Annotated in this window: 21 protein-coding genes; 13 read left to right on the forward strand and 8 right to left on the reverse strand. The window is 69.4% G+C overall.

Annotated features, from left to right (window positions below):
• Positions 1–10 precede the first annotated feature (10 nt).
• Positions 11–472: a PPOX class F420-dependent oxidoreductase gene (locus ACLJRM_RS24000; RefSeq protein WP_101611712.1), complete on the forward strand. Its 462-nt coding sequence runs from the start codon at positions 11–13 to the stop codon at positions 470–472.
• Here ACLJRM_RS24000 and ACLJRM_RS24005 read toward each other — a convergent pair.
• Complete coding sequence (locus ACLJRM_RS24005; protein ID WP_101611713.1) at positions 469–1,260, reverse strand: DUF2470 domain-containing protein; 792 nt, start codon at positions 1,258–1,260, stop codon at positions 469–471. The two genes, ACLJRM_RS24000 and ACLJRM_RS24005, sit on opposite strands and share 4 nt — an antisense overlap.
• Positions 1,261–1,355: 95 nt before the next feature.
• Here ACLJRM_RS24005 and ACLJRM_RS24010 point away from each other — a divergent pair, with 95 nt between their 5' ends.
• Positions 1,356–2,363 carry a hypothetical protein gene (locus ACLJRM_RS24010; RefSeq protein ID WP_410664351.1) on the forward strand — a complete coding sequence of 336 codons (1,008 nt, stop codon included), beginning with the start codon at positions 1,356–1,358 and terminating at the stop codon, positions 2,361–2,363.
• A 69-nt stretch (positions 2,364–2,432) separates the two neighbouring features.
• Here the strand turns inward: ACLJRM_RS24010 and ACLJRM_RS24015 are convergent, their stop codons facing one another.
• The 3 genes from ACLJRM_RS24015 to ACLJRM_RS24025 form a co-directional block, all read right to left on the reverse strand.
• Positions 2,433–3,173: a hypothetical protein gene (locus ACLJRM_RS24015; protein ID WP_410664352.1), complete on the reverse strand. Its 741-nt coding sequence runs from the start codon at positions 3,171–3,173 to the stop codon at positions 2,433–2,435.
• An 11-nt stretch (positions 3,174–3,184) separates the two neighbouring features.
• Positions 3,185–5,002 carry a substrate-binding and VWA domain-containing protein gene (locus ACLJRM_RS24020; RefSeq protein WP_101611716.1) on the reverse strand — a complete coding sequence of 606 codons (1,818 nt, stop codon included), beginning with the start codon at positions 5,000–5,002 and terminating at the stop codon, positions 3,185–3,187.
• 119 nt (positions 5,003–5,121) lie between these two features.
• A complete protein-coding gene (locus tag ACLJRM_RS24025; RefSeq protein WP_101611717.1) occupies positions 5,122–6,291 on the reverse strand; it encodes a homogentisate 1,2-dioxygenase in 1,170 nt (389 codons plus the stop codon).
• 85 nt (positions 6,292–6,376) lie between these two features.
• On the opposite strand from ACLJRM_RS24025, the gene ACLJRM_RS24030 reads away from it, so the two are divergent.
• A complete protein-coding gene (locus ACLJRM_RS24030; protein ID WP_265737282.1) occupies positions 6,377–7,231 on the forward strand; it encodes a hypothetical protein in 855 nt (284 codons plus the stop codon).
• Positions 7,228–7,866: an IclR family transcriptional regulator gene (locus ACLJRM_RS24035; RefSeq protein ID WP_101611718.1), complete on the forward strand. Its 639-nt coding sequence runs from the start codon at positions 7,228–7,230 to the stop codon at positions 7,864–7,866. The genes ACLJRM_RS24030 and ACLJRM_RS24035 overlap by 4 nt, the downstream gene beginning before the upstream one ends.
• Positions 7,867–7,870: 4 nt before the next feature.
• Here the strand turns inward: ACLJRM_RS24035 and ACLJRM_RS24040 are convergent, their stop codons facing one another.
• Positions 7,871–8,542: a DUF998 domain-containing protein gene (locus tag ACLJRM_RS24040; protein ID WP_410664353.1), complete on the reverse strand. Its 672-nt coding sequence runs from the start codon at positions 8,540–8,542 to the stop codon at positions 7,871–7,873.
• An 88-nt stretch (positions 8,543–8,630) separates the two neighbouring features.
• The gene (locus tag ACLJRM_RS24045) at positions 8,631–9,218 is read right to left on the reverse strand and encodes a TMEM165/GDT1 family protein (protein ID WP_101611720.1); all 588 of its coding nucleotides are present in this window, start codon (positions 9,216–9,218) and stop codon (positions 8,631–8,633) included.
• A 187-nt stretch (positions 9,219–9,405) separates the two neighbouring features.
• On the opposite strand from ACLJRM_RS24045, the gene ACLJRM_RS24050 reads away from it, so the two are divergent.
• From ACLJRM_RS24050 to ACLJRM_RS24090, 9 genes are all read left to right on the forward strand, one after another.
• Positions 9,406–10,359: a S41 family peptidase gene (locus tag ACLJRM_RS24050; protein WP_101611721.1), complete on the forward strand. Its 954-nt coding sequence runs from the start codon at positions 9,406–9,408 to the stop codon at positions 10,357–10,359.
• Positions 10,360–10,440: 81 nt separating this feature from the next.
• Entirely contained in the window at positions 10,441–11,952 is a 1,512-nt protein-coding gene (locus ACLJRM_RS24055) for a cytochrome ubiquinol oxidase subunit I (protein ID WP_101611722.1), read from the forward strand.
• Between the two features lie 495 nt (positions 11,953–12,447).
• Positions 12,448–13,455, forward strand: coding sequence for a cytochrome d ubiquinol oxidase subunit II (gene cydB, locus ACLJRM_RS24060; protein ID WP_101611723.1), 1,008 nt, complete (start codon positions 12,448–12,450; stop codon positions 13,453–13,455).
• Positions 13,452–16,703, forward strand: a complete 3,252-nt coding sequence (cydC, locus tag ACLJRM_RS24065) for a thiol reductant ABC exporter subunit CydC (protein WP_410664354.1) — start codon at positions 13,452–13,454, stop codon at positions 16,701–16,703. Before cydB ends, cydC begins: the two co-directional genes overlap by 4 nt.
• Positions 16,704–16,717: 14 nt before the next feature.
• Positions 16,718–17,863, forward strand: a complete 1,146-nt coding sequence (locus tag ACLJRM_RS24070; RefSeq protein WP_101611725.1) for a GAF domain-containing sensor histidine kinase — start codon at positions 16,718–16,720, stop codon at positions 17,861–17,863.
• Positions 17,864–17,995: 132 nt separating this feature from the next.
• Complete coding sequence (locus tag ACLJRM_RS24075; RefSeq protein ID WP_101611726.1) at positions 17,996–18,628, forward strand: excalibur calcium-binding domain-containing protein; 633 nt, start codon at positions 17,996–17,998, stop codon at positions 18,626–18,628.
• Positions 18,625–19,257, forward strand: a complete 633-nt coding sequence (locus ACLJRM_RS24080) for a class F sortase (protein ID WP_101611727.1) — start codon at positions 18,625–18,627, stop codon at positions 19,255–19,257. Before ACLJRM_RS24075 ends, ACLJRM_RS24080 begins: the two co-directional genes overlap by 4 nt.
• 9 nt (positions 19,258–19,266) lie before the next feature.
• Entirely contained in the window at positions 19,267–19,875 is a 609-nt protein-coding gene (locus tag ACLJRM_RS24085; protein WP_410664355.1) for a histidine phosphatase family protein, read from the forward strand.
• Positions 19,876–19,917: 42 nt separating this feature from the next.
• Positions 19,918–21,183: a haloacid dehalogenase-like hydrolase gene (locus ACLJRM_RS24090; protein WP_410664356.1), complete on the forward strand. Its 1,266-nt coding sequence runs from the start codon at positions 19,918–19,920 to the stop codon at positions 21,181–21,183.
• A gap of 4 nt (positions 21,184–21,187) precedes the next feature.
• Here the strand turns inward: ACLJRM_RS24090 and ACLJRM_RS24095 are convergent, their stop codons facing one another.
• Positions 21,188–21,814 carry a response regulator gene (locus tag ACLJRM_RS24095; RefSeq protein ID WP_101611730.1) on the reverse strand — a complete coding sequence of 209 codons (627 nt, stop codon included), beginning with the start codon at positions 21,812–21,814 and terminating at the stop codon, positions 21,188–21,190.
• 9 nt (positions 21,815–21,823) lie between these two features.
• Positions 21,824–22,960: a hypothetical protein gene (locus tag ACLJRM_RS24100; protein WP_101611731.1), complete on the reverse strand. Its 1,137-nt coding sequence runs from the start codon at positions 22,958–22,960 to the stop codon at positions 21,824–21,826.
• Positions 22,961–22,965: the final 5 nt, after the last annotated feature.

Consider the following 22,965-nt stretch of genomic DNA (forward strand, 5'->3'; position numbering starts at 1 on the left):
CCGTCGGGTCATGCCAAGGAGCATCGCGACCAACGAAACCGTCGACCGTGCCGCGCTGGTCGACTTCCTGTCCACCCGCCACCGGGCGGTCCTGATGACCACCAAGGCCGACGGCGGCCCGCAGCTCTCGCCGGTGACCTGCGGCGTCGACGGCGAAGGCCGCCTGGTCGTCTCCACGTATCCGAAACGCGCGAAGGTCGTCAACGTCCGGCGCGAACCGAAGGTGTCCGCCTGTGTCCTTTCCGACGAGTGGAATGGCCAGTGGGTGCAGCTGAACGGCACCGCCGAGGTCCTCGACCTCCCCGACTCGGTCGAGCCGCTGGTCGACTACTTCCGGGCGATTTCGGGCGAGCACCCCGACTGGGACGAGTACCGCGAAGCGATGGTGAAGCAGGGCAAGAGCATCATCCGCGTCACCATCGACTCGTGGGGCCCGATCGCCAAGGGGGGTTTTCCGGCGGAACTCGCCTAACCCTCGGAGAAGAACGGGCAGCCGACCAGCCTGCGGATCTCGCCGGCGAGCTGCGGCGGTCCTTCGACCGGGCGCGAGAACGCGAGCCGGACGTCGTGGTCTCCGGAGTCGGCCTCGACCCGCAGTCGCAGGCCGTACCGGTCCAATCCGAGCGGCCGGATCCAGCCACCGCGCAGTTCGGCGGGCACGTGCTTGGCGAGCTGCTGGACGACGTCGGCGTGATCGGTCTCCAGATGCCGCAGCCACGCGGCTTCGTAGTCGTGGAACGGATCCGGCGGGGCGGCGCTGAACATGTGCGGCCGGAGCGAGTGGGTGCCCTCGGCGTCCGCGAGCACCAGCGAGGCGGGGGTCAGCCTCAGCAGGGTGAGGCCGTGCCCGACGTCCAGCAGCCGCTCGTCCGGCCGGGTTTCGGCGATGGAGACCGCGCGGGCGCGGGCCGAGACCTCGGAAAGCGGGCGGAGCCAGCCCGTGATCCACAGCAGCCCGCGGATGGGTTCACGCAGGTCGACCGGGGCCTGATCGGTCAGCTCGACCATCACCGCGAGTTCGCCGCGCTGCGCTTCGTGCGAGCGTTTCACCAGGTGGTGCTCGTCCGGCAGCAGGATGCTGACGCTGCCGCTCGTGTGCACGTGGTGCAGCTCGGGGATGACGCGGCCGTACTGTCCTGGCTGGTCGCGCTGCTCGGCGGTCGGCATCAGCGTCGCCGGCCCGTTGCGGGTGGCGATCGTCTTCGCGCGTTCCGCGGGGTTCGGCGCCGGCGGGCGGCGAATGGACGTCGGTGTGGTCACGGCTCACCTCCTAAGTTAGGTGAGCCTAACCTGATTTGCGGGGTGAGCGGAAGTAGCCTGGATCACGTCTCGGCTCACGCGTATAGGTTGACCAGGTGGAAGACCGCAGAATCCGGGCACTCGAACCACCCGAAGGGATTCCGGCGTTGAACATGCCGGCCCTGGCTCCCCTGCTCGACCGCCTCACCACGACACTCGGGACGTCGTTCGTCGGGGCCGGGACCCTCGTCGTGCTGGGCGTCGTCCTGGCGGTGTCAGGGCGGTACGGCGTCGCCATTCCCGTCTTCCTGCTCGTCTTCATGGCACCGGCCTCGTTCTACTGCGGCTACCTCGTGTTCGCCGGATCCTTGCGGATGCGAAAGCTCATTCACAAGCCGTTCCGCCTGGTGAGCGGGTTGGACGGCGCCGTCGTGGCCGGTTCCCGGGTCAGTGTTCCGCTCGACGACCGATGGCTCGTCGTCCGGCTGCCCGCCCCGCTCCGCGCGCAACTCGCGGCACAGCAACGGCTGTGGGTGCTCGGCCCGTTCTTCCTGCTTCCCGGCGTGATGGGCCTCCGAGGTGGCGCGATCCGGGCCGCCCCCGTGAAAGGTTCGCGGCCGCTGCGCGCCGAGCCGGTCACGCCGCGCCGGATGCTCACCCTGCACCGGCGGATGCTCGCGTCGCACTACCTGATCGGTGCCGGGATCACGCTGGTCGCGGCAGGCTTCTCGGTCTGGATCGCCCTCGACCTCCCGGACCGCGGCAACAGCCTCGTGTCGGAGACGCGGGTGCTGGCGGTCCTCTGCTTCCTCGCGGCGATCGGGCTCGCCATCACGGCGCTCGTGTTGGCCCGCCCGGCGCCCGAGCCGCGGTGGACCGAACTGGCCGTCGTGTCCGGACCGGCGTCGGTCAACCTCTTCGGCATGGTCACCGTGCAGGGCCGGACGGTGCTGCCCGACGGTCGTCAGGTCACCGTCCGGGCCGGCGGGTCGGACCCGTCGCTGGCCGCCGGCATCGCCGCGACCGGGCGGTTGTGGGTGCTCGGTGTGCCGGTGGCCGGGAAGGCCGCGAAGGCCGGAGTGCCTGGTCACGCGGTCTTCGGACCGGTCAAGTTCGGCCGCTGAAGGGGACTTTCCCCGCATGCCACGCGACGAAAGCTCCCTTCACCGCGTGAGATGAGGGGAAAGTCCCCTTCAACTGAGCGAGCGCCGCGTCGCTTCTTCGGTCTCCACGACGCCCCGCCGGATCCCTTCCAGTTGTTCGCTCAGCTCGCCGATCGTCGTGGTGTCGAGCAGTGAATCGCCGGTGGCGGCCGACAGTTCGGCCGCCCTGGCGACCAGGCCGTCGAGACCGAGCGCGCCGGATCGCAGCTGTGCCAGCAGTTTCCGTCGCGCGCTCGAAAGCCGCGTGTGCACGTCCTCCTGTGCCTGCACGGCTTCGAGCGACTGCAGCAGGTCGCCGCGGATGTCGTCGTCGGCGGTCTTGAGGTCTTTCGTCAGCCGGGCCTTCTCGGCGGAAACCGCGCCCAGATCGACCCGCGCTAGCGCCTTCCCAGTGGCGGATGCGCGGCCTGCCAGCCGCCGGAGGGTGTCGACGGTTTCCCGCACCACCGGTTCCATATCGGCCACCCGCTCGGCGAGCGGGCCGGTGTCGAGCGCTCCGGCGATCGACTCGAAGCCGTCGGCCGCGGCCTCCGCCCGACGCAGCCAGTCCGCCTCGGCCGAACCCGGTTCGACGTCGGGGAGGGCCCGCTCCTCGGGCTCGGCGGCGGGTTTCGCGCGGGTGGCGGCGGCGACCCCGGCGCGGGCGGCGAGCACGGTCACGCCGACGCCGATCGCGGCGACCACCGGCAGCTGCACCGCCCAGGCCGCCCCCGCCGACGTCGCCGCGAGGAGCAGACCCCACGGTTCGGCTAGCTCACGGACGAAGCGCATATCCGAGGATCTCAGAAATTCGAGATCACGGCGGTGAAGACCTGGTCGATCGAGTCCGGTTTGGACGAGTCGTACCCCACGCCCTGAGTGGTCTCGGCGATCTCCTTGAGCACGTTCAGGTCCGCGTCGGAGCCGTAGGCGATGGTGAACATCCGCACCGCCTCACCGCCGCCCTCGGTCCGCAGCTGCCCGACGAGGTTGGGCAGGTCGATCCCGCCCGGATCCTCGTTCCGGCCGTCGGTGAGCACGACGACGGCGTTGATCGCGTCCGGATCCAGCCGCTGCTTCATGAACTCGTAGGCCGCGAGCGACGAGTCGTAGAGGCCGGTTCCGTTCTGCGGGGTCAGCCCGTTCAGCCGCGACGCCAGTTCCTGCCTGCCCGGCTCACCACCGATCGGCGACACCGGCCGGAGTTCCTTGAAGTCCTTGTCACCGTCGAGTTTCGTCGAGAACATCCACAGCCCGACCTTGTCCGCGTCGCTGAACTGCGGCAACGACGCCACGGCCGCCTGTTTCGCGAGATCCATCTTGTTCTTCCCGGTCCCGCCGACCCCGTCGCCCATCGACCCGGAGACGTCGACGACCAGCAGCACGTTCGCCTTCTTCCGCAGGTCCTTCCACGACTTGAGCACCTCGGTCAGCACCGGCGGGCTCGGCGGGCGGATCAGGTTGAGCTTCGCGTCGGGCTGGGCGCCGTTCTCCGACGTGGTCTGCGAACCGGGCTTCCCGTCGAACGTCCGGAAGCCGATGTCGCTGAACTTCTGCTGCGCCTCGGCGCCCCGCAGGTGCGCGAGGAAGTCCGCCGCGACCTGCTTGTGGATGTCGTCGGTCCAGTTCAGCACGGTGAACGGATGATCGGAGTTGAGCGTGCCGTCACTCGGGTAGATGCCGACGAGCGGCACCTTCGGCGGCGCGTGCTGCCCGCGCTTCTCCGGATCGTTGGTGGGGTTGCCCTGGTTGTAGCCGACGAGCGAGTTCTCCTCGACCGTCACCGCCGAGATGTACGACAGCGCGGCGCCGCGGTCATCGGCCTTCTGCAGGTTCGTCAGGAACGTCAGGGTGTTGTCGCCGTAGTGGACGATGGCCTGCTCGACGTTCTGCACGAACGTCCGTGCCTCCGGCTTCGCGAGCGCGTTCGCGGTGAGGTCCGAAGACGTGCCTGTCGCGGCGTAGTAGGCGCCGATCGTGGCGTTGAGACCGGACGTCGAGATGTTCGGATTCGTCTTGCCGAGCCGGAACTTCCCCCATTCCGGATGGCCGTACTTCGCCCAGCCCTGCGGATCCGTGGCGAGCGCGGCGAGGTCCTTCCAGCCGATGCCCTTGCCGGGCCAGCCGAGCGCCTCGGCCATCGGTTTCGGCATGGCGAGGACCAGCGGCGCGTTCGCGACCGATTCCGGGTCGCCCTCGGGCACCAGCGCGGGGTGATCGGTGCCGGTGAGGTTCTGGCGCAGCAGGTTCACCCAGCCGGACGCGGCGGGCGTCCAGACGTCCGGCCTCGGCCCGTCCACCGCCTCGTTCCAGCCGCGCGCGAGCGCCTGCATCGCGGTACCGGAGGACTTCGACTGCACCATCACGTCGACACAGCGCCCGGCGACCGTACGGCCGCTGTAGCCCTTGGCGATCTCGGTGACCACGCCCGCCTTTTCCGGCGAGGACGACACCTGCAACTTGACCGCGTCGCCCGTCGTGCACTTCGCTGCCACGGCCTCTTCGCCGGAGTCGCTCGTGAGCGCGCGCAGTCCGATGATCAAACCGATCGCGACCACCGCCGCGGCCGCGAACGCCAGGACCTTGCGGCCGCCTCGGGACTGACCGGGATTCACGACCATGGAGAACCTCCAGCGGTGGGAACACCGATTATCCGGAGGTTTCACCCCGCCCGGGGCCGCGTTGCCGAACCGTTGCGGCCATGGCGGTACTTATCCCGCCATGGCCGCGACCGGTGAAATCAGGCGCCAGGGCCCCGGCCGGACCAGGTCCACGCGTAACGGTGGTCCTCCGAAGCGTCGGCGGCCTCGCCGAGGTCCAGCGGCGCGAAGGTGTCCACCATGACCGCGGTCTCGTCGAAGAACTGGGCGCCGATCGACGCCTCCGCCGCCCCGGGCTGCGGCCCGTGCGTGAAGCCGGACGGGTGCAGCGAGAGCGAGCCGACCTCGATCCCTGAGCCCTTGCGCGCCTCGTAGTTCCCGCGGACGTAGAACATCAGCTCGTCGGAGTCGACGTTCGCGTGGTTGTACGGCACCGGGACCGATTCGGGGTGGTAGTCGACCTTGCGCGGGCAGAACGAGCAGACCACGAAATTCGGGCCCTCGAACGTCTGGTGCACGGGCGGCGGCTGGTGCACGCGGCCGGTGATCGGCTCGAAGTCGTCGATGTTGAACACCCACGGGTACAGGCAGCCGTCCCAGCCGACGACGTCGAACGGGTGGGTCGCGTAGGTGTAGCGCGTCAGCCCGGCGCGGTGCCGCACGAGGACCTCGACGTCGGTGCCGTCGACGACCAGCGGCTCGGAGGGGCCGCGGATGTCGCGTTCGCAGTACGGCGAGTGCTCGAGGAACTGGCCCTTCGCCGACAGATAGCGCTTCGGCGGGCCGATGTGGCCGCGCGCCTCGATGGTCAGCAGCTTGATCTCGTCGTGGGGGAGCACGCGATAGGTGCACGACGTCGGGATGACGAGGTAGTCGCCGTCACCGATCTCCAGCGAGCCGTAGATCGTCTCGACGGTGGCGCTGCCGCCATGGACGTAGAAGAGCTCGTCGCCCGCCGCGTTGCGGTACAGCGGCGAGGGCTGCGTCGCGTGGACGAAACCGATGGTGACGTCGGCGTTGCCGAACAGCCGCCGCCGGTCGGTGACCGCGTCGGCGTCGCCGAACTTGAGGTCCTGGGTCTTGAAGGCGCGGGGCTTGAGCGGGTGGTTCGGGGTGATCGGGCCGCGTTCGTCCTCGATCGCGACGGCGTCGACGATCGCGGTGGGCAGCCCGCGGTGATAGAGCAGCGCGGAGTCCGCCGAGAAGCCCTCGACACCCATCAGTTCCTCGGCGTACAGGCCCCCGTCGGGCTTGCGGAACGCCGTGTGGCGCTTGTGCGGGATCTCGCCTACCTGCCGGTAGTAAGGCATCGGAATCTCCCCGGAACGTGTCCGTTGTGCGAACGATTTTGTCCTGATGTCGTACGCTACTAGCGTGTCAGTCGTGTCAAGCGCTGTGGAACTCACGCCACCCGGCCCCCGAGGAATCCCTCCCCTGTTCGCGCGGCTCGTCGACGACTCGGCGTTGTTCCCGCCCGGCGAGGCGTCCATGCCCGAAGCGCTGCGTGCGCACTTCGCGTCGAGGACCGGTGAACACTCCGGCGTCCTCGGCGTGTTCCTGTGCCAGGCGTCGAGGCTGCCCGAGCTCATCACCGAACTCATCAAGATCAAACCCAAGGAGCCGCTGCCGCTGTCGCTGATCATCGACACCGGCCTGGGCGGCGTCCCGAAGGCGATCTCGATCGTCGAATCGCGCAGCGAGATCCTCGCGCTGCGGATGGTGGAGATGCCGGCGCCGTCGGACGTCGACGAGGTCTGGCTGGAGCGCGTCTCCGAGTTCGTGCCCGAAGACGTCATCCGGGTGGTCGAGCCGCGGCGCGGTGTCGGCTGGCTGGACGGCGTGCGGAAGGTGATCGAACACGGCAGCTGGCCGAAGATCCGCTGCGGCGGCAAGGCGGGCGAGAACTTCCCCAGCGTCGACGAGGTCGCCGACTTCCTCGCGGTGGTCAGCGGCTCGAGCGGGGCCTCGTTCAAGGCCACGAACAGCCTGCACCGTGCCGTCCGGCATACCGACGAGACCAGCGGCTTCACCCATCACGGGTTCCTGAACCTCATCGTCGCGTCCGCACGCTCCCTCTCGGGCGGCGACGTGCGTGCCGCGCTGGAGTCGACCGACAGCGCCGCACTGGCCGACGAGGCCAAGGGGATGTCGGAGCCGGCCGCGAAGGCCGTGCGAGGGCTTTTCGCCTCGTACGCGGCGGCCTCGTTCGACGAGCCGGTCGCCGACCTCGGAGAACTTGGACTCTTGTGACCCGTGAAGGGTCGCTGACCCTGGACAGAGGGCTCGCGCTGCTGCAAGCGGTGGCGGACGCGGGTGGCGAGGCGGCGACGATCTCCGAACTCGCCGTCGCCATCGGCGCGAGCCGGGCCGCCGTCTACCGGCTGCTCGTCCCGCTGTCCGAACGCGGCCTGGTGTGGCGCGACGGCAACAAGGTGCGGCTGGGTGTCGGCCTGCTCCGGCTCGCCGGGCAGGTCCTCCCGCAGCTGCGAGAGGCGGCAAGGCCGGTCCTGCGCGAGCTGGCGGAGAAGGTCGGCGCGACGGCGCATCTGTCGGTCGCGCAGGGGGACCAGGCGCAGGCCGTCGCGGTCGTCGAACCGACGTGGACGAGCTTCCACGTCGCCTACCGCGTCGGCACCCGCCATCCGCTGTCCGCCGGAGCCGCGGGCAAGGCGATGACGCTGCGTCCCGGCGGCGAAGGCTGGGTGACGTCGTCCGGTGAACTGGAGGCGGGCGCGTCCGGGGTCGCCGCGCCCGTGCGCGGGGTGCCGGGCTTGAAGGCCAGCCTCGGTGTCGTGTCGTTGGAGCCGCTGGACGCCTCCGTGGTGGGTCCCGCGGTCCTGGGGGCCGCCGTCCGGCTGGCCGAGGTGCTGAAACAGCCCGAGTAGCGGGTCAGCGGTCGCTGAGCAGCGGGCGCACTATGGTCGCCAGCAGGGTGAGGTCGACAGCGAACAGCAGCCGCTCGAACAGGCCGAGCGTGACCTCCTGATGCGACGGCCCGGTGAGCATCGTCCAGACGAACCCGCCGAGCACGATCACCACGGCGGCGAAGCTCGCCACCGAGAGCCGCCGGATCGTCGTGCGGCGCGGCTCCCACGGGCAGCGCGCCCGGCCGGGGCGGGTCAGCACCCAGGCGGCGGCGGGAAGCGCGAGGAAGGCCGTCAGCGCGGCGTAGTTGTGGATCTGCCCGGCCAGAGAACGGGCCTGGCCCTCGGGGTCGACGGGCACGAGCGCGAGGACGAACAGCCCGGCGCACCACACCCCGAGCAGGACGAGAACGGACTCGTAACCGCTGCGGTGCGCCTTCGCGATACCGCCGAGCAGAGCGAGCGAACCGAGCCCCAGCGCTAGGCACATCGCGCCGAACAGTGGCGCCGCCGTCGAGCCGGGTGAGAGGTAGCCGTAGACGTACTCGGACAGCGTCTGCCAGATCGGGCTGACCTGGCTGGACAGCCGCAGGTGCAGATCGATCGAGATGGCGACGGCGACGGCCATGCCGAAGATCGCGAGCCTGCCGTGCACGGGGGAGACGGCACGGGCCGCGATGATCTTTGGCAAGGTCACGACCGGTTTCTCCAGGCACGTCGGGGCGGGTGTTCACCTTTTCGTTTCCGAAAGGTTACCCGGAGAACCTGTGAAGAACCCGTGCGCCTCAGAAGACGAGCTGGGTCAGCGCGAACAGCGAGAACCCGGCGAAGACGAAGCCCGCCACGCGCTGGATGAGCTTGGGGCGGATGCGGCTCCGGACCTTCGCGCCGATGAAGACGGCGAGTCCGGCGACGGCGACCAGCGCCACGAAGGAGCCGAGCGCGACCGCGAACGGGTTGCCGAAGCGGGCCGCGAGGCTGGCCGTCGCGAGCTGGGAGGCGTCACCCCACTCGGCGGCGAACAGCACGCCGAACGACGTCAGCGCGGAGCGGAAGAAGGTCGCAGGGCTCGGCCCGGAACGCGACGCGTCCTCGCCGCCGTCCTTGCCGGGGCTGAACCCTTCACGAAGAAGCATGAACGCGCCGATACCGAACATCGCGGCGACGATCGCGGTCACCAGCGCCTCCGGCAGCAAAGTGAGCACACTGCCGAAAGTGGCGGCGATCGCACATTGCACGGCGAAGGCCGCGGTGACGCCGGCGAATACCGGCCACGCGCGGAAACGAGTGGTGAGAACGAGGGTGGCGACGAGTGTCTTGTCCGGTAGCTCCACGGCCAGTACCAGGCCAAACGCGCTGATGAGCGCCAGCATCGAGCCAGACATGATGTTTTCCACCCCTTTCACTGCAACGATAAAGGGGAGGCTCGGAAAAGGGCAAGCTGATGGCTTTTCCGAATCGGGCGGCATGTGCGGGCGAATTGTGTTTCTTGGCCTGGCGGAAAGGAGATTTCGGCAAACCGAATTCTTTTTTCAGTCGCCGCTGGTAGCGTCCGCGAGCATGGACGAGAGAGCGCGGATCGATGACGTGTGCGGACGGTTGCGGAGCCACTACGTGTTCCCCGATGTCGCCGAGAAGCTCGTGGTGTTCTTGCAGGCGAGGCTGGGCGAGGGCGCGTACGCCGGGCTCGACGACAAGGCGTTCGCCGCCGCGGTCACTCGGGACCTGCAATCGGTCAACGGGGACAAACATCTGCGGCTGCGGCATCACGTCGACCCGCTGCCCGAGGTGGACGGCCAGTCCTTCGATCCCGAGGTGTACCGGCACGAGGCCGAACTGAACGGCTTCGGCATCGCGTCGGCGCGACGGCTGTCCGGGAACGTCGGCTACCTGGAGACGAAGCTGCTCTACGGGCCGGACATCGCCGGCGAGGCCTTGGCGGCGGCGATGACGCTGCTCGCGACCGCGGACGCGTTGCTGATCGACGTCCGGGAGAACCGGGGCGGCAGTCCGGCGGCGGTCGCGTTGCTGATCAGCTACCTGGTCGACGAGCCCGTGCACTTCAACAGCATTTATCTGCGCGACGGCGACGTGACCAACCAGTTCTGGACGCTGCCGTACGTGCCGGGACGCAAGTTCGGCGCGGACAAGCCGGTGTGGATCCTGACCGGTCCGAAGACCTTCTCCGGTGCGGAGGACCTGAGCTACTCGCTTCAGCAGTTGGGGCGGGCGAAGACGGTCGGCGCGGTGACCGGCGGCGGCGCGAATCCGCGTCAGCAGTACAAAGTGGACACCCATTTGGATGTCACCGTCCCGGGTGGACGAGCCGTGAACCCGGTCACGGGGACCAACTGGGAAGGCGTCGGCGTCCAGCCCGATATCGCCGTCGCTGTCGAGGACGCTTTCGACGCGGCGTACGCGTTGGCGCTGGACCACGTGCTGACACTGGGGGATTCGGGTGTGCGGCGGCAGATCGCCGACGAGGCGCGGCTCACGCTCGACGGCCTCGGCTGAGCCGGGCGCGGGACCTACGTCCCGCTGAGGACAGGACCACTTGAACTGGCGGGTCACCCTCGGGGTGAGCAGGCTTGAGGCGTGGAGGTTCTCGATCTCGCTAGGTGGCAGTTCGGCATAACCACCGTCTATCACTTCCTGATGGTCCCGCTGACCATCGGGCTTTCGGTCCTGGTCGCCGGGATGCAGACGGCCTGGGTCCGGACCGGTGATCCGCGCTATCTGAAGATGACCAAGTTCTGGGGGAAACTCCTGCTGGTCAACTTCGCGATGGGCGTGGTCACCGGGATCGTGCAGGAGTTCCAGTTCGGGATGAACTGGAGCGCGTACTCGCGGTTCGTCGGCGACGTGTTCGGTGCGCCGCTGGCGATGGAAGGGCTCGTCGCGTTCTTCGTCGAGTCGACCTTCCTCGGGCTGTGGATCTTCGGCTGGGACAAGCTGCCGAAGAAGGTCCACCTGGCGTGCGCCTGGGCGTACTCCCTGGCCACCGTGGCTTCCGCGTACTTCATCCTGGCGGCGAACTCGTGGATGCAGCATCCGGTCGGGGTCGAATTCGTCGACGGGAAGCCGACGATGAACTCGATCTGGGCGGTGCTGACGAACAACACCGCGCTGGCCGCGATCCCGCACACGCTCGCGGGTGCTTTCTCGGTGGCCGCGGCGTTCCTGGTCGGTGTCGCGGGCTGGCAGTTGTGGCGCAAGCGTTCGGAGGACGACGAGCACCGCGCGGTGTGGCGTTCGTCGTTGCGCCTCGGCGGCTGGACCGGGGTGGTGGCGTTCGCGGTGCTGGCGATCACCGGTGACATGCAGGGCAAGCTGATGTTCGAGCAGCAGCCGATGAAGATGGCGTCGGCGGAAGCGTTGTGCCACACGGAGAAACCTGCGAGCTTCTCGATCATCGCGATCGGTGACGTGAGCGGCTCGAACTGTGAGGACGTCAAGACGTTCAACGTGCCTGCGCTGCTCTCCTTCTTGGCGCACAACGACTTCACGACCGAGGTCAAGGGCGTGGAGAACCTGGTGACCGAGTACCAGGCGAAGTACGGCACGAACTACCCGGACGACCCGCAGCTCGGTTCGCTCGCGGGCAAGCCGATCGACTACGTGCCCAACCTGCCGGTGACCTACTGGGGCTTCCGCGCGATGATCGGCTTCGGCGCGATGTCGGCCGGGATCGGGCTACTCGCGCTGTGGCTGACCCGGCGCGGGCGCATCCCCGGACAGCGATGGTTCCCGTGGCTCGTGCTCGGCGGGATCGCGACGCCGTTCATCGGTAACAGCGCCGGCTGGATCTTCACCGAGATGGGTCGTCAGCCGTTCGTGGTGGTGCCGAATCCGACCGGTGTCGACGGAGTGTGGATGTTCACCGCGCAAGCGGTCTCGAAGTTGTCCACAGGCGAGGTATGGACGTCACTCATTGCTCTGACGACCGTTTACGCGGTCCTGGGCGTCGTCGAAGTCTTCCTGATGCGCAAGTACGTCCGCGGCGGTGTCGACGCCGTCATGCCCCCCAAGAAACCGGCCTCGACCAGCAAGAACGACGATCCCGAAGGCGGTGACAGCGATGACGACGCCCTCGCCTTCGCCTACTGATCGCCTCTTTACGTCACCTACCCAGCCCCCCGCCCTTCCCGGGGGACGGCCCCGCACCCAGCGTATCGGGGGTATCGCTCAGGCGGGTTACCCACAGCCGATCTGTGGACAACTTGAGTGGTTGTGGATAACTCAGGGCGATCAGGGGTGGAAGCGCCGGAACGGTCGCCTCGGAGTGCTAGGACGTGTCGCGAAAGCCACTTTCGCGACGCTGGATGTCCCGAAAGTGGCTTTCGCGACACGCCGCGCGGAGTCGGCAGGGCAGGACGACTACGGGCAGGGCGACCACGGGCAGGGCAACCCGAGGCAGAGCGGCCCGGCGCGCAGCGGCTCGGAGCACCGCAACGTCCGGACCGGGCACGCGAACAGGTACGCGATCGGCGGGCACTGGGCTGAAGGGCCCCTTACCCGCATCGCACGCCACGAAGGCTCCCTTCACCGCGTCGCATGCGGCGAAAGCGTCCTTCAGCCCAGGCCCAGGAAAGTGAGCGCCCGATGACCCTCGAAACGATCTGGTTCTGCGTCATCGCCCTGTTCTGGCTCGGCTACCTCTTCCTCGAAGGCTTCGACTTCGGCGTCGGCATGCTCATGCCCGCCCTCGCGAAGGACAACACCGAGCGCCGCGTAATGGTCAACACGATCGGCCCGGTCTGGGACGGCAACGAGGTCTGGCTGATCGTCGCGGGCGGCGCGATGTTCGCCGCGTTCCCAGGCTGGTACGCGTCGCTGTTCTCGGCCGCGTACCTCCCGCTCCTGGTCGTACTGCTCGCCCTCATCGGCCGCGGCGTCGCGTTCGAATACCGCGGCAAGGTCGACTCCGACCGCTGGCGCCGCAACTGGGACCGCGTCATCGGGATCGGTTCGTGGATCCCGCCGTTCGGGGTCGGCCTGCTCCTCGCGACCACCGTCCTCGGCCTCCCGCTCGACGCCGACGGCAACCGGGTCGGCGGCGCGTTCGCCGCCGTCCGGTTCGAAACACTGCTCGGCGCGGTCGCGGTCGTCGGGTTCTCGCTGGTCCACGGCGCCGCGTTCCTCGCGCTCAAAACCGAGGGCGACCTCCGCCACCGGGCGCGGAACCTGGCCACCCGCCTGCTCCCGGTCGCCCTGCTGCCGTTGCTCGCGTTCCTCGTCGTCGTGCAACTGCGTTCGGGTGACCTGTGGACGCTGCTCCTGATCGGCATCGCCGTCGTCGCCGCGGTCCTCGCCTGGTTCCGCATCCGCGCGGGCCGGGAAGGGCAGGCGTTCGCCGCGCTCGGCGGCGTCATCGCGGCTTCCGCCGTCGCGATCTTCGTCGCGCTGTACCCGAACGTCCTTCCGTCCACTGTGGACGCCGCGAACACGCTGACGATCGCGGGCGAGGCATCGAGCCCGTACACCCTGACCGTGATGACGTGGGTCGCGCTGTTCGGCGCCCCCGCCGTCCTGATCTACCAGGGCTGGACGTACTGGGTGTTCCGCAAGCGCATCGGCACCCGCCACATCCCACCGGTACACGCACCATGACCGAACTTCCCGGCCGCGACACCCTTTCCGCCAAGGAGTCCACAATGGACCCAGCGCGACCGGGAAAGGGTCCGCTCGGCGCGCTCGCTCCGCTTTCGAAGGCGGCGCGCCGGGCGTTGATCCTCAGTGGGGCACTGTCCTTCGTCAACGCGGTAGTGCTGGTGGGACAGGCGTTCCTGCTGGCCGACGTCCTCTCCGCGGTCGTCCGCGGAATACCGGGGGACCGCACCGCCCAGCTGGCCGTGCTGCTCGCGCTCGTCGCAGGGCGCGCGTTGACCGGCTGGGCGGTGCGGGCAGTCTCCGTTCGCGCGGCGGCCCGGGCGAAGGAAGAGCTGCGCGCCAAAGCCCTCGACCACGCCTTGAAACTCGGCCCGGAATGGATCGCTCGCCGCGGCCACGGCGAGCTGACGTCGTTGACCACCAAGGGACTCGACGCGCTCGACGCCTACTTCACCCAGTACCTCCCGGCACTGGTGACCGCCGCGATCGTGCCGCTCGCCGCCGGCGCCGCGATCCTGGTCGCGGACTGGCCTTCGGCCGCACTCGTCGTGATCACCGTGCCGCTGGTGCCCCTGTTCGCCATCCTGATCGGCAAACACACCGCCGAGCGGGTCGCCGAAGCCGCCGACGCCGAGCAGCGGCTGTCGGGACATCTGCTGGAACTCGTCCGCGCGCTGCCGATCCTCAGCGCGTTCCGCCGCGCCGAGGCGCAGGCCGAGACGGTCCGGAAGATCTCCGAACGGCATCGCCGCACGACGCTCAAAACCCTGAAGGTCGCGTTCGCGTCGGCGTTCGCGCTGGAACTGATCGCGACGCTTTCGGTCGCGCTGGTCGCGGTCGTCATCGGCGTCCGGCTGGTCTCCGGCGAACTGCCGCTGGCCATCGGGCTCGGCGTGCTGATCCTCGTGCCGGAGTGCTACCAGCCGCTGCGCGCGGTCGGCGCCGCGTTCCACGCCAGCGAAGACGGCGTCGAGGCCGTGCGCCGCGTCGCGGACGTACTCGCGGAACCTTTGCCGCCCCGAGGATCCGGGACACCGGCCAAGGGCGAGATCCACGTCGGCGGACTGCGCGTCGCGAGGCGTGGCGGATTCGCGCCCGACGGCGAGACGTTCTCCGTCCGGCCCGGTGAACTGACCTGGTTGCGCGCGCCCAGCGGCGGCGGCAAGTCGACGACGTTGGCCGTATTGCTCGGTTTCGTGCAAGCCCAAGACGGGACGATCACCGTCGGCGGCACCGATCTCGCCGACGCCGACCTCGACCACTGGCGTGAGAACGTCGCCTGGGTGCCGCAGTCGCCGGTGTTCGGCGGGGGCACGGTCCGCGACGAGGTCGGCGCCGAAGACATCCTCGGCGAACTCGGGCTGACCGGTCTGGCCGATCGGCCGGTTTCGAAGCTGTCGCAAGGACAACGTCAGCGAGTCGCGGCGGCGCGGGCGCTGGTGCGGATCCGGTCGGGCGCGTGGCTGCTCCTGCTCGACGAGCCCACCGCCCACCTCGACGAGGTCAACGCCGGGCTGGTGATGGCCGCCGTCGCCAAGGCCGTCGACAACGGCGCCGCCGCGATCATCGCCGCGCACGAACGCACGCCGGGTGTCGACATGTCGACCGGTCCGGTGGCGGAAGTCGTCATGACGGAGGCACCGACGGCGGCCAAGCCGGTGCCGTGGCGCGCTTTGCTGCAGCCGAGGTTCTTCGGCGGAGCGCTGCTCGGCGCCGCGGCCCTGCTCGCCGGGGTCGCGCTGACCGCGCTCTCGGGCTGGCTCATCGCCAAGGCCTCGCAGCAGCCGCCGATCCTGACCCTGACGGTGATGATCGTCGGCGTGCGGACGTTCGGGCTCGGCCGCGCGGGCCTGCGGTACCTCGAACGGCTGGTCACGCACGACGCCGCGTTCCGGATCGCCGGAAGCCTGCGGGTCCGGCTTTGGGAGTCGTTGGTGCGGCTCGGACCCGCTCGGGCGCTTCGGGCAGGTGAGGAGCAGCGACGGCTGGTCGGCGACACCGACACCGTGCGCGATCTGCTGCCCCGGGTGATCACGCCGCTGATCGTGGTCGCGCTGGTGGCCGCGGGCGCCGTCGCGGTGCAGGCCGCCGTCCTGCCCGAAGCCGGACTCGCGCTGGCCGCGGCCGTGCTGGTGAGCGCGTTCGCGCCGCTGCTCGCGCTCCGGGCGGAACGCCGGGCGACCAGCGCGCTGGCGGCCGGACGGCGTTCGGTGTCGGCGCAGGTGCTGAGCCTGGTCGAAGCCGCCGCCGAGTCGATCGCGTACGGGACCGCCAAAGAGCGACGTCGCCGGATCGCCACGACCGACGACGCGCTGACCGCCGAAGCGCGGCGACAGGCCTTCGGCGCCGGCGCGGCCGACGCCCTGATCATCCTGGCGACGGGTGCCGCCACCGTCGTGAGCACCGGGTTCGCCGTGAGCGCCGTCGCCGCCGGCGCGCTGAACCCGGTCCTCGCCCCGGTGGTCGCCCTGGTGCCGCTCGCGCTGGCGGAGGTTCTCTCCCTTCTTCCGCCGGCCGCGCAGCACTGGGACACCCTGCGCCAGGCCCGTCTGCGCCTCGCCGAGTGCCATGAAAGTCCCCTTCATTGCGAAATTCGCAAGGAAGGTGACTTTCATGGCGTCGGCGGCGTGCGGATCCGGAACGCCGACCTCGGCTGGCCCGGTACCGAGCACCCGGTCCTCACCGGTGTCGACCTCGACATCGCACCCGGCACGCACGTCGCCGTCATCGGCCCGAGCGGCGCCGGGAAGTCGACACTCGTCGCGGCCCTGCTCGGTTTCCTCAAGCCGAGCAAGGGTGACGTCGACGCTCCCGAGAACGTCGCGTGGGCGCCGCAAGAACCGATGCTCGTCTCGACCACCGTCGCCGAGAACCTGCGCCTGGCCCAGCCGACGGCGTCCGAGGACGACCTGCGGAAAGCCTTGTACCAAGCCGTTCTCGAGGACGTCGAGCTCGGCACGATGCTGGACAGCGCGGGCGCCGGGCTGTCGGGCGGGCAGGCGCAGCGGGTGGCGCTCGCGCGCGCCATGCTCGGCGCCGCCCGGGCCGATCTCGTTCTCCTCGACGAGCCCACCGCGCATCTCGACGAACCGACCGCGCGCACCGTCCGCGAACGGCTCGGCGAGGCGCTCGCCGGGAAGACCGTCGTGCACGTCACGCACAACGCGGCCGAGGCGGACGGCGCCGACTTGGTCCTCGAGGTACGAGAGGGTCGCGTCACAGCGCGCGTACTGGCCGGAGCGGACTAATGTCGATAGCGCTCATGGATCCCACCCTTGCCGCGCGCGCTTTGTCCGCCGCCACCGAGATCACCGGCACCGCCCTGTCCGGCGACGACCCGGGTGACGTGCTGGAGACCGTGGTCGCCCGCGCCGTCGAACTGGCCGAGGCCGACCTCGGTCTCGTCATGGTGCGCGCGGACGACGGCCAGGTCGTCGTCGAGGCCGTGCACGGAGTCAGCACGAAGGGCCTGCGGGGACTGGCTTTCGCCGCGGATTCCGCCGCCGGACAGGTCGCCCGCGGCGGTGAACCGGTGGTCAGCGAGGACTTCACCGTCGATCCCCGCACGGCGCCGTTCGTGCCGCCGGAACTGCAGGGCTTCGGTCCCTTCGCGGCGTCGGCGTTCGGCGCGGGCGGCCGCGTTCTCGGCGCGCTCACCGTGTACCGCCGCCATGGCGGCGCCCCGTTCTCCGCCAGCACGGTCGAGGTGCTCACCGCCTTCGCGGCGCAGGCGGGCGTGGTCCTCGCGTTGGCGGAAGGTGCCAACGCCCGGCACCGCGTGACCCTTTACCAAGAGCGCGAACGGATCGCGCGCGAACTGCACGACGTCATCGTGCAGCGGCTCTACGGCGCGGGCATGCAACTCGACCGCGTCCGCAAGAACATGCGGAAGCGGTTCGCGCAGGCCGACGGCGTGCGGCTGTCCGAGGCGATCGACCAGCTCGACCAGACCATCGAAGAGATCCGCGGTACCGTGCGCGCCCTGCGCAGCCCGGAACCCGCGAACGAGACGATCACCGCCACCGACCTCGCCGAGTCCGCGCGCGGCGAGGTGCGCATCGCGGGCGAACTCCTCGGCTACCCGCCGACCCTCGAACTGTCCGGAGAACTGGCCGACATCCCCGCCGAGCAGGCGGATCACATCCGTGCCGCGCTTCGCGAAGCACTGTCCAATGTGGTCAGGCACTCCGGGGCGAGCGAGACCCGCGTGACGCTCAGCCGCGATGTGGAAGGCGTCAAACTCCGCGTGCGGGACAACGGATCCGGTGTCCCGCAGGGGGTCGCCAAACGCGGTCTCCGTCATCTCGACGAACGCGCGACGACGTCCGGCGGGCGGTTTTCGATCAATTCGTCGCCGAGTCTGGGCACTTTGGTCGCTTTCGACGTTCCGCTCGACCAAACCGTGTGAAATTAACGGTCTCTGTCGCTCGTTAGAGTGACGATTCGCGTTTTCCGATTAATCCGTAACAGCCTGGTTCAGCGCGCGATTGTAAGGGTATCGAACGCGCTCGGAGCGCGAATTCCCATCGAAAGGACCCCCATGTCCTCGGTTCGTCGCGCCCTCGGCACGGCCGTGATCCTCGCCGGTTTCTCCTTGTTCGGTCCCGCTTCCGTCGCGTTCGCACTGTCGGACGCGCCCGCGGCCGCCGATCTGGACTGCGGGAGCTTCCAGTTCCAGGAAGAAGCGCAGGCCGTACTCGACAAAGATCGATCGGATCCGCATGGGCTCGATCGGGACAAGGACGGAATCGCGTGCGAAACGTTACCGAAGCGGGGAACGACGCCGACGGAAACGATCACGCCCACCGTTCCGCCCCTCGCGACGGAAACGAAACCGGTGCCGGGTAGTGCGAAATCCGCGGACAAGGACTGTGCCGATTTCCCGTCCCAGGCCGCGGCGCAGGCCGAGCTCAAGAGGAACCCGCGTGACCCGCACCGGCTCGACGGTGACGACGACGGGTACGCCTGCGAATCCCGGTTCGGCGAGCCCGCGAAATCCGGTCAGGTGAAAGTCAAGCCTGTCGGCGGCGTCGCGACCGGCGGCGGTGAGGAAACCGCCGAAGTCAACGGCGGTCTCCTGGAGATCGGCGCGGTCGCGCTCACCGGCACGGCCCTGCTGACCGTGTCGGCCGCGGGCGCGTCCCTCGTCCTCCGGCGGCGTGCCGAGCGATGACCAGGGCTTCTTGGCGCCGGTGGCCGTTTCCGCTGGTCATCGGCACGCTCCTCGGGGTGGTGCTCGCGGCCGCGCTGACCGCCTGCGCCGTCCCGCCGACGGGCAAGGTCGCGTCGCCGGCGGCACCCTCCACGGTGTCTTCGGCGGCGGCTCCGGCCGTCACCGCCCCGCCGCTCGGACCCGCGAAACCGGCGACGCTCGAAATCCCGGCGATCGGGGTCCGCACCGGCGAGATCGTCGACCTCGGCCTGGCCGGTGACGGCACCCTGCAGGTGCCGAACGACGCGATCACCACCGGCTGGTTCACCGGCGGCCCGGCACCCGGCGAGATCGGGCCCGCCGTCCTCGCCGGGCATGTCGACTACAAGAAGGTCCCCGGTGTCTTCGTCCGGCTCAAGGAACTGAAGACCGGCGACGAAGCCGTCGTGCATCGCAAGGACGGGGTCACCGCGGTGTTCACCGTCTACGCCGTCGAGCGGCATCCGAAGGCGTCCTTCCCCACGGAGAAGGTCTACGGCGACACGACCGGACCGGAACTGCGCCTGATCACCTGCGGCGGGGACTTCGATTCCTCGACCGGCAACTACCTCGACAACGTCGTCGCCTACGCGAAACTGACCCGCGCTTAGATTCGAGGGATGCGCACGGTCCACGTCGTCACTCATCCGGAGTCCACTCATCACGTCGATCGCCTGGTCGGCGGCTGGTTCGACGCCGAACTCACCCCCGGCGGCGAGCGCGCGGCCGTCGCGATCGCGGAGTCGCTGCGCGCGAAGGTGCCGGACGGCGTGGAGATCCACTCCTCGGACCTGCGCCGCACCGCGCGGACGGCGGAACTGATCGGCGAACGGTTCGGCGTGACACCGGTCCTGGACCGGCGGCTGCGCGAGAAGTCGTACGGGGAGGCCGGGGGCAAGCCGCAAGAGTGGCTGGACCGCCGGTTCGTCCCGCCGCCGCCGACCGGCGAACGGCTGGGGCACGACGAGGGGATCCCGGGCGCCGAAACCAAGGGCGCGATGGCCGCGCGGGTCTACGCGGCGATGGACTCGATCCTGGAAAGCCCCCGCGAGCACCGGATCATCGTGACGCACGGCGGCGCGCTGACCTTCGTCGTCGCGGCGTGGATCCGGATGCCGCTCGAGTCGGCCGGGTACGTCGACTTCCATGCTTCGCCCGGCAGCGTCACGGTGCTTCGTGAGGATGACTACTTTCACAACCGGCAGGTCGTGACTCTCGCCGGAAAATGACAGGATCTCCCCGAACTGTCGACGAAGACGTGGGGAGATCACATGCCGAGGTTCCTGCGAGCCGTGGCCCTTGCCGCCGCCGTCGCGGTCGTTCCGGTGGCCTTACCCGGCACGTCGGCGGCCGCGACCGAGTCCCGTTGCCCTCAGCTACGGCTGGCCGATCACTGGTACGGCGACAACGCCGCGAAGATCCAGAAGGTCATCGACGAACGCGGCCGCTGCGGCGGGAAGCACGGCGAGCGGCCGGTGGCGGTGTTCGACTGGGACAACACGGTCATCAAGAACGACATCTCCGACCAGACCGTCTTCTGGATGATCCGGCACGACAAGGTCCTGCAGCCGCGGAACAAGGACTGGCGCACGACCAGCCGGTTCATGACCGACGCCGGGGCGGACGCGCTCGGCAAGGCTTGCGGCACCGCCACCCCGGCCGGGAAACCGCTGCCGACCAGCAAGAACCTCGCCTGCGCCGACGAGCTCCTGTCGGTGCGGAAGAACGCGAAAACGAGCACCGGCGAAGAGGTCTTCGCGGGGAACAACCGGCGCTACATGGAGGCGGCCTACGCCTGGGTCGCGCAGATCAACGCGGGCTACCGGCCGGACGAGGTCCGCGCGATCGCCCGGCAGGCCAGGGCGGCGGCACTGCTGGCGCCGGTCGGAGCGACCCAGAAGGTCGGATCGAGCACCCAGGTCGCGTGGATCCGGTACTACCCGGAGATCAAGGACCTGGTCGCGACGCTGAACAAGGCGGGCTTCTCGACGTGGGTCGTTTCCGCCTCGCCGAAGGAGTTCGCGGACGTCTGGGGTTCGGCGATCGGCATCCCGCCGAGCCGCACGCTGGGGATCTACTCGCAGACCACGAACGGCCGGATCAACGGGCACCTCGAAGGCTGCGGCGGGCACGCGGACGGCGCCGACGAGATCATGACCTACATCGACGGCAAGCGCTGCTTCATCAACGAGCGGATCCTCGGGATCCGCGGCGCGAAGGCGATGGAAGCGGCACCGGCGGCCAAGCGGCAGGCGCTCGCCGGCGGCGACGCGACCACCGACGTCACGATGCTGCGTGACGCGACCGGAGTCCGCGTCACGCTCAACCGCAACAAGGACGAGCTGATGTGCCGCGCCTACGACAACGCGGACGGGAAGTGGGCGGTGAACCCGATGTTCATCGAGCCCTTCCCCGCGTTGAACCGCACCTACCCGTGCTCGACGACGGCGTACGAGAACGCCGACGGCACGCACGGCCCGGTGCTGCGCGACGACGGCACGGTCATCCCGGACCAGCGCGACACCGTGCACCCCTGAGGCGCTAGCGGTCGCGGCGTGCGATCCACGCCGCGGCCTGCGTGCGCCGCTGCATGCCCAGCTTCGCGAGGACGGACGTCACGTAGTTCTTCACCGTCTTCTCGGCGAGGAACAGGCGTTCCGCGATCTCGCGGTTGGACATGCCCTGCCCGATCAGGTCCAGCACCTCACGCTCGCGTTCGGTGAGGGAGCCGAGTTCGTCCTCGGGCGGATGCCGCAGCTTGTCCAGCACCCGCGCCGTCGACAGCGGATCGAGCAGCGACCGGCCCGCCGCGACCTCGCGGACCGCGTTGACGACGTCCTGGCCGCGGACCTGTTTCAGCAGGTACCCGGCCGCGCCGGCCATGATCGCGCCGACCATGGCCTCCTCGTCGTCGAACGCGGTCAGCATCAGGCACTGCGGCGCGTTCGGCTTCGAGCGCAGTTCGCGGCAGAGCGCGATGCCGTCACCGTCCCCGAGCCGCACGTCGACCACCGCGACGTCCGGCTCGACGTGCATCGCCACGGCCAGGGCCTCGTCGACCCCGCTCGCCTCGGCGACCACCTCGATGTCGGGCTCGTCGGAGAGGAGGTCACGCAGGCCGCGCCTCACCACCTCGTGGTCGTCGATGAGCAGCACCTGGATCGGCATACCCCCACGTTACTTCGTCGCCTTGGCGACCACCCGCTCCACCAGCGGAGACGGCAGTTCGGCTCGCTCGGCCAGCCAGCACGCCCACTTCCGCAGCAGGGCCATCGCCACCGGGTCCCGCCAGTCGCCGATCACGTCCAGGTAGTAGCCGATCCGGCCGGGGGAAACGGCGAACCGGGTGTCCGGCACCAGGCCCTCCATCCATTCGACCGCCAGGTCTTCCACGGTCTCGGGATCGGGTTCGCCGCCGTAGCGCTCGCCGTGCCACTCGACGAACAGACTGGCCATTTCGGCCGGGTCGGGGTCGTCGAAGAGCGATCGGTACGGCGGGAGCGGCAGGTTGCGCTTCTTCAGCACCGTTTCGAGATCCTCGAACCGGCGTTGCGCGCGATGCCAGTTGTCGAGCGCGTCGCGTGACTCGAAGCCGATGACTTCGAAGTCGCAGCTGACCAGGCCGGCGAGCCGTTCGGTGTCGGTCACCGCCTTCGGCTCCGCGTCGCCCGCTTCGTCGCCGAGTTTTTTCCGCCACGCCTCGGTGGCTTGCTCGACGTCGTCGTAGACGCGCCCGTCGGTCAGGGCGGGGATCCCTGACATGTCGACGTCGAACAGGTATACGCCGGGATAGGTGTACGCCGCGATCACCGCGAGGCGGGTGCCGTAGACGTCGAGCATCTCCCAGACCTCGCCGGTCGCCTTGATGTTCGCGAGGGATCGCGGCCAGTCCGACAGACTCTCGGACTCGATGCGGGCGATCGTGGACCGCAGCGTCGGCACCACGCCGGGAGCCGCGATCGCGAGCAGGCCGTGCAGCAGTCGCCACAGCGCTTCCGTCGGCCCGGCCTTCGCCGAGGCGGCCACCTCGGCGACCAGAGCGGCGAAGAACAGGTCGAAGTCGAGGCCGCTGTTGGCGTCGTCGATGGCGCGCATCAGTTCGGCCCCGAGCAGTTCGCAGGTCGCCTGCTCGAGGTCGCGAGCCGTCTTGCAGGCCATCAGCCCATCGATGCCGCCGAGAATGTTCTCGACTCCCGCCTCGAACCAGTCCGGCAAGGGCTCCGGTTCGGCGGTCAACGGCACCTTCGGCTTTGTCGCCTGCTTCTTGTTCTTCTTGGCCTTCTTCGGCTTCCGGCCACGGGAAACGGGGGACATGGCCG

Source organism: Amycolatopsis sp. lyj-84 (assembly GCF_046549075.1).
Classification (GTDB): domain Bacteria; phylum Actinomycetota; class Actinomycetes; order Mycobacteriales; family Pseudonocardiaceae; genus Amycolatopsis.

Excerpts from the sequence above, each read along its gene's own strand:
- ACLJRM_RS24050 (WP_101611721.1), top strand. The coding sequence starts at position 9,406 with ATGGACGAGAGAGCGCGGATCGATGACGTGTGCGGACGGTTGCGGAGC.
- ACLJRM_RS24095 (WP_101611730.1), bottom strand. The coding sequence starts at position 21,814 with ATGCCGATCCAGGTGCTGCTCATCGACGACCACGAGGTGGTGAGGCGC.
- cydC (WP_410664354.1), top strand. The coding sequence starts at position 13,452 with ATGACCGAACTTCCCGGCCGCGACACCCTTTCCGCCAAGGAGTCCACA.
- ACLJRM_RS24045 (WP_101611720.1), bottom strand. The coding sequence starts at position 9,218 with ATGCTGGCGCTCATCAGCGCGTTTGGCCTGGTACTGGCCGTGGAGCTA.
- ACLJRM_RS24085 (WP_410664355.1), top strand. The coding sequence starts at position 19,267 with ATGCGCACGGTCCACGTCGTCACTCATCCGGAGTCCACTCATCACGTC.
- ACLJRM_RS24070 (WP_101611725.1), top strand. The coding sequence starts at position 16,718 with ATGGATCCCACCCTTGCCGCGCGCGCTTTGTCCGCCGCCACCGAGATC.
- ACLJRM_RS24075 (WP_101611726.1), top strand. The coding sequence starts at position 17,996 with ATGTCCTCGGTTCGTCGCGCCCTCGGCACGGCCGTGATCCTCGCCGGT.
- cydB (WP_101611723.1), top strand. The coding sequence starts at position 12,448 with ATGACCCTCGAAACGATCTGGTTCTGCGTCATCGCCCTGTTCTGGCTC.
- ACLJRM_RS24020 (WP_101611716.1), bottom strand. The coding sequence starts at position 5,002 with ATGGTCGTGAATCCCGGTCAGTCCCGAGGCGGCCGCAAGGTCCTGGCG.
- ACLJRM_RS24090 (WP_410664356.1), top strand. The coding sequence starts at position 19,918 with ATGCCGAGGTTCCTGCGAGCCGTGGCCCTTGCCGCCGCCGTCGCGGTC.
- ACLJRM_RS24100 (WP_101611731.1), bottom strand. The coding sequence starts at position 22,960 with ATGTCCCCCGTTTCCCGTGGCCGGAAGCCGAAGAAGGCCAAGAAGAAC.
- ACLJRM_RS24025 (WP_101611717.1), bottom strand. The coding sequence starts at position 6,291 with ATGCCTTACTACCGGCAGGTAGGCGAGATCCCGCACAAGCGCCACACG.
- ACLJRM_RS24000 (WP_101611712.1), top strand. The coding sequence starts at position 11 with ATGCCAAGGAGCATCGCGACCAACGAAACCGTCGACCGTGCCGCGCTG.
- ACLJRM_RS24015 (WP_410664352.1), bottom strand. The coding sequence starts at position 3,173 with ATGCGCTTCGTCCGTGAGCTAGCCGAACCGTGGGGTCTGCTCCTCGCG.
- ACLJRM_RS24080 (WP_101611727.1), top strand. The coding sequence starts at position 18,625 with ATGACCAGGGCTTCTTGGCGCCGGTGGCCGTTTCCGCTGGTCATCGGC.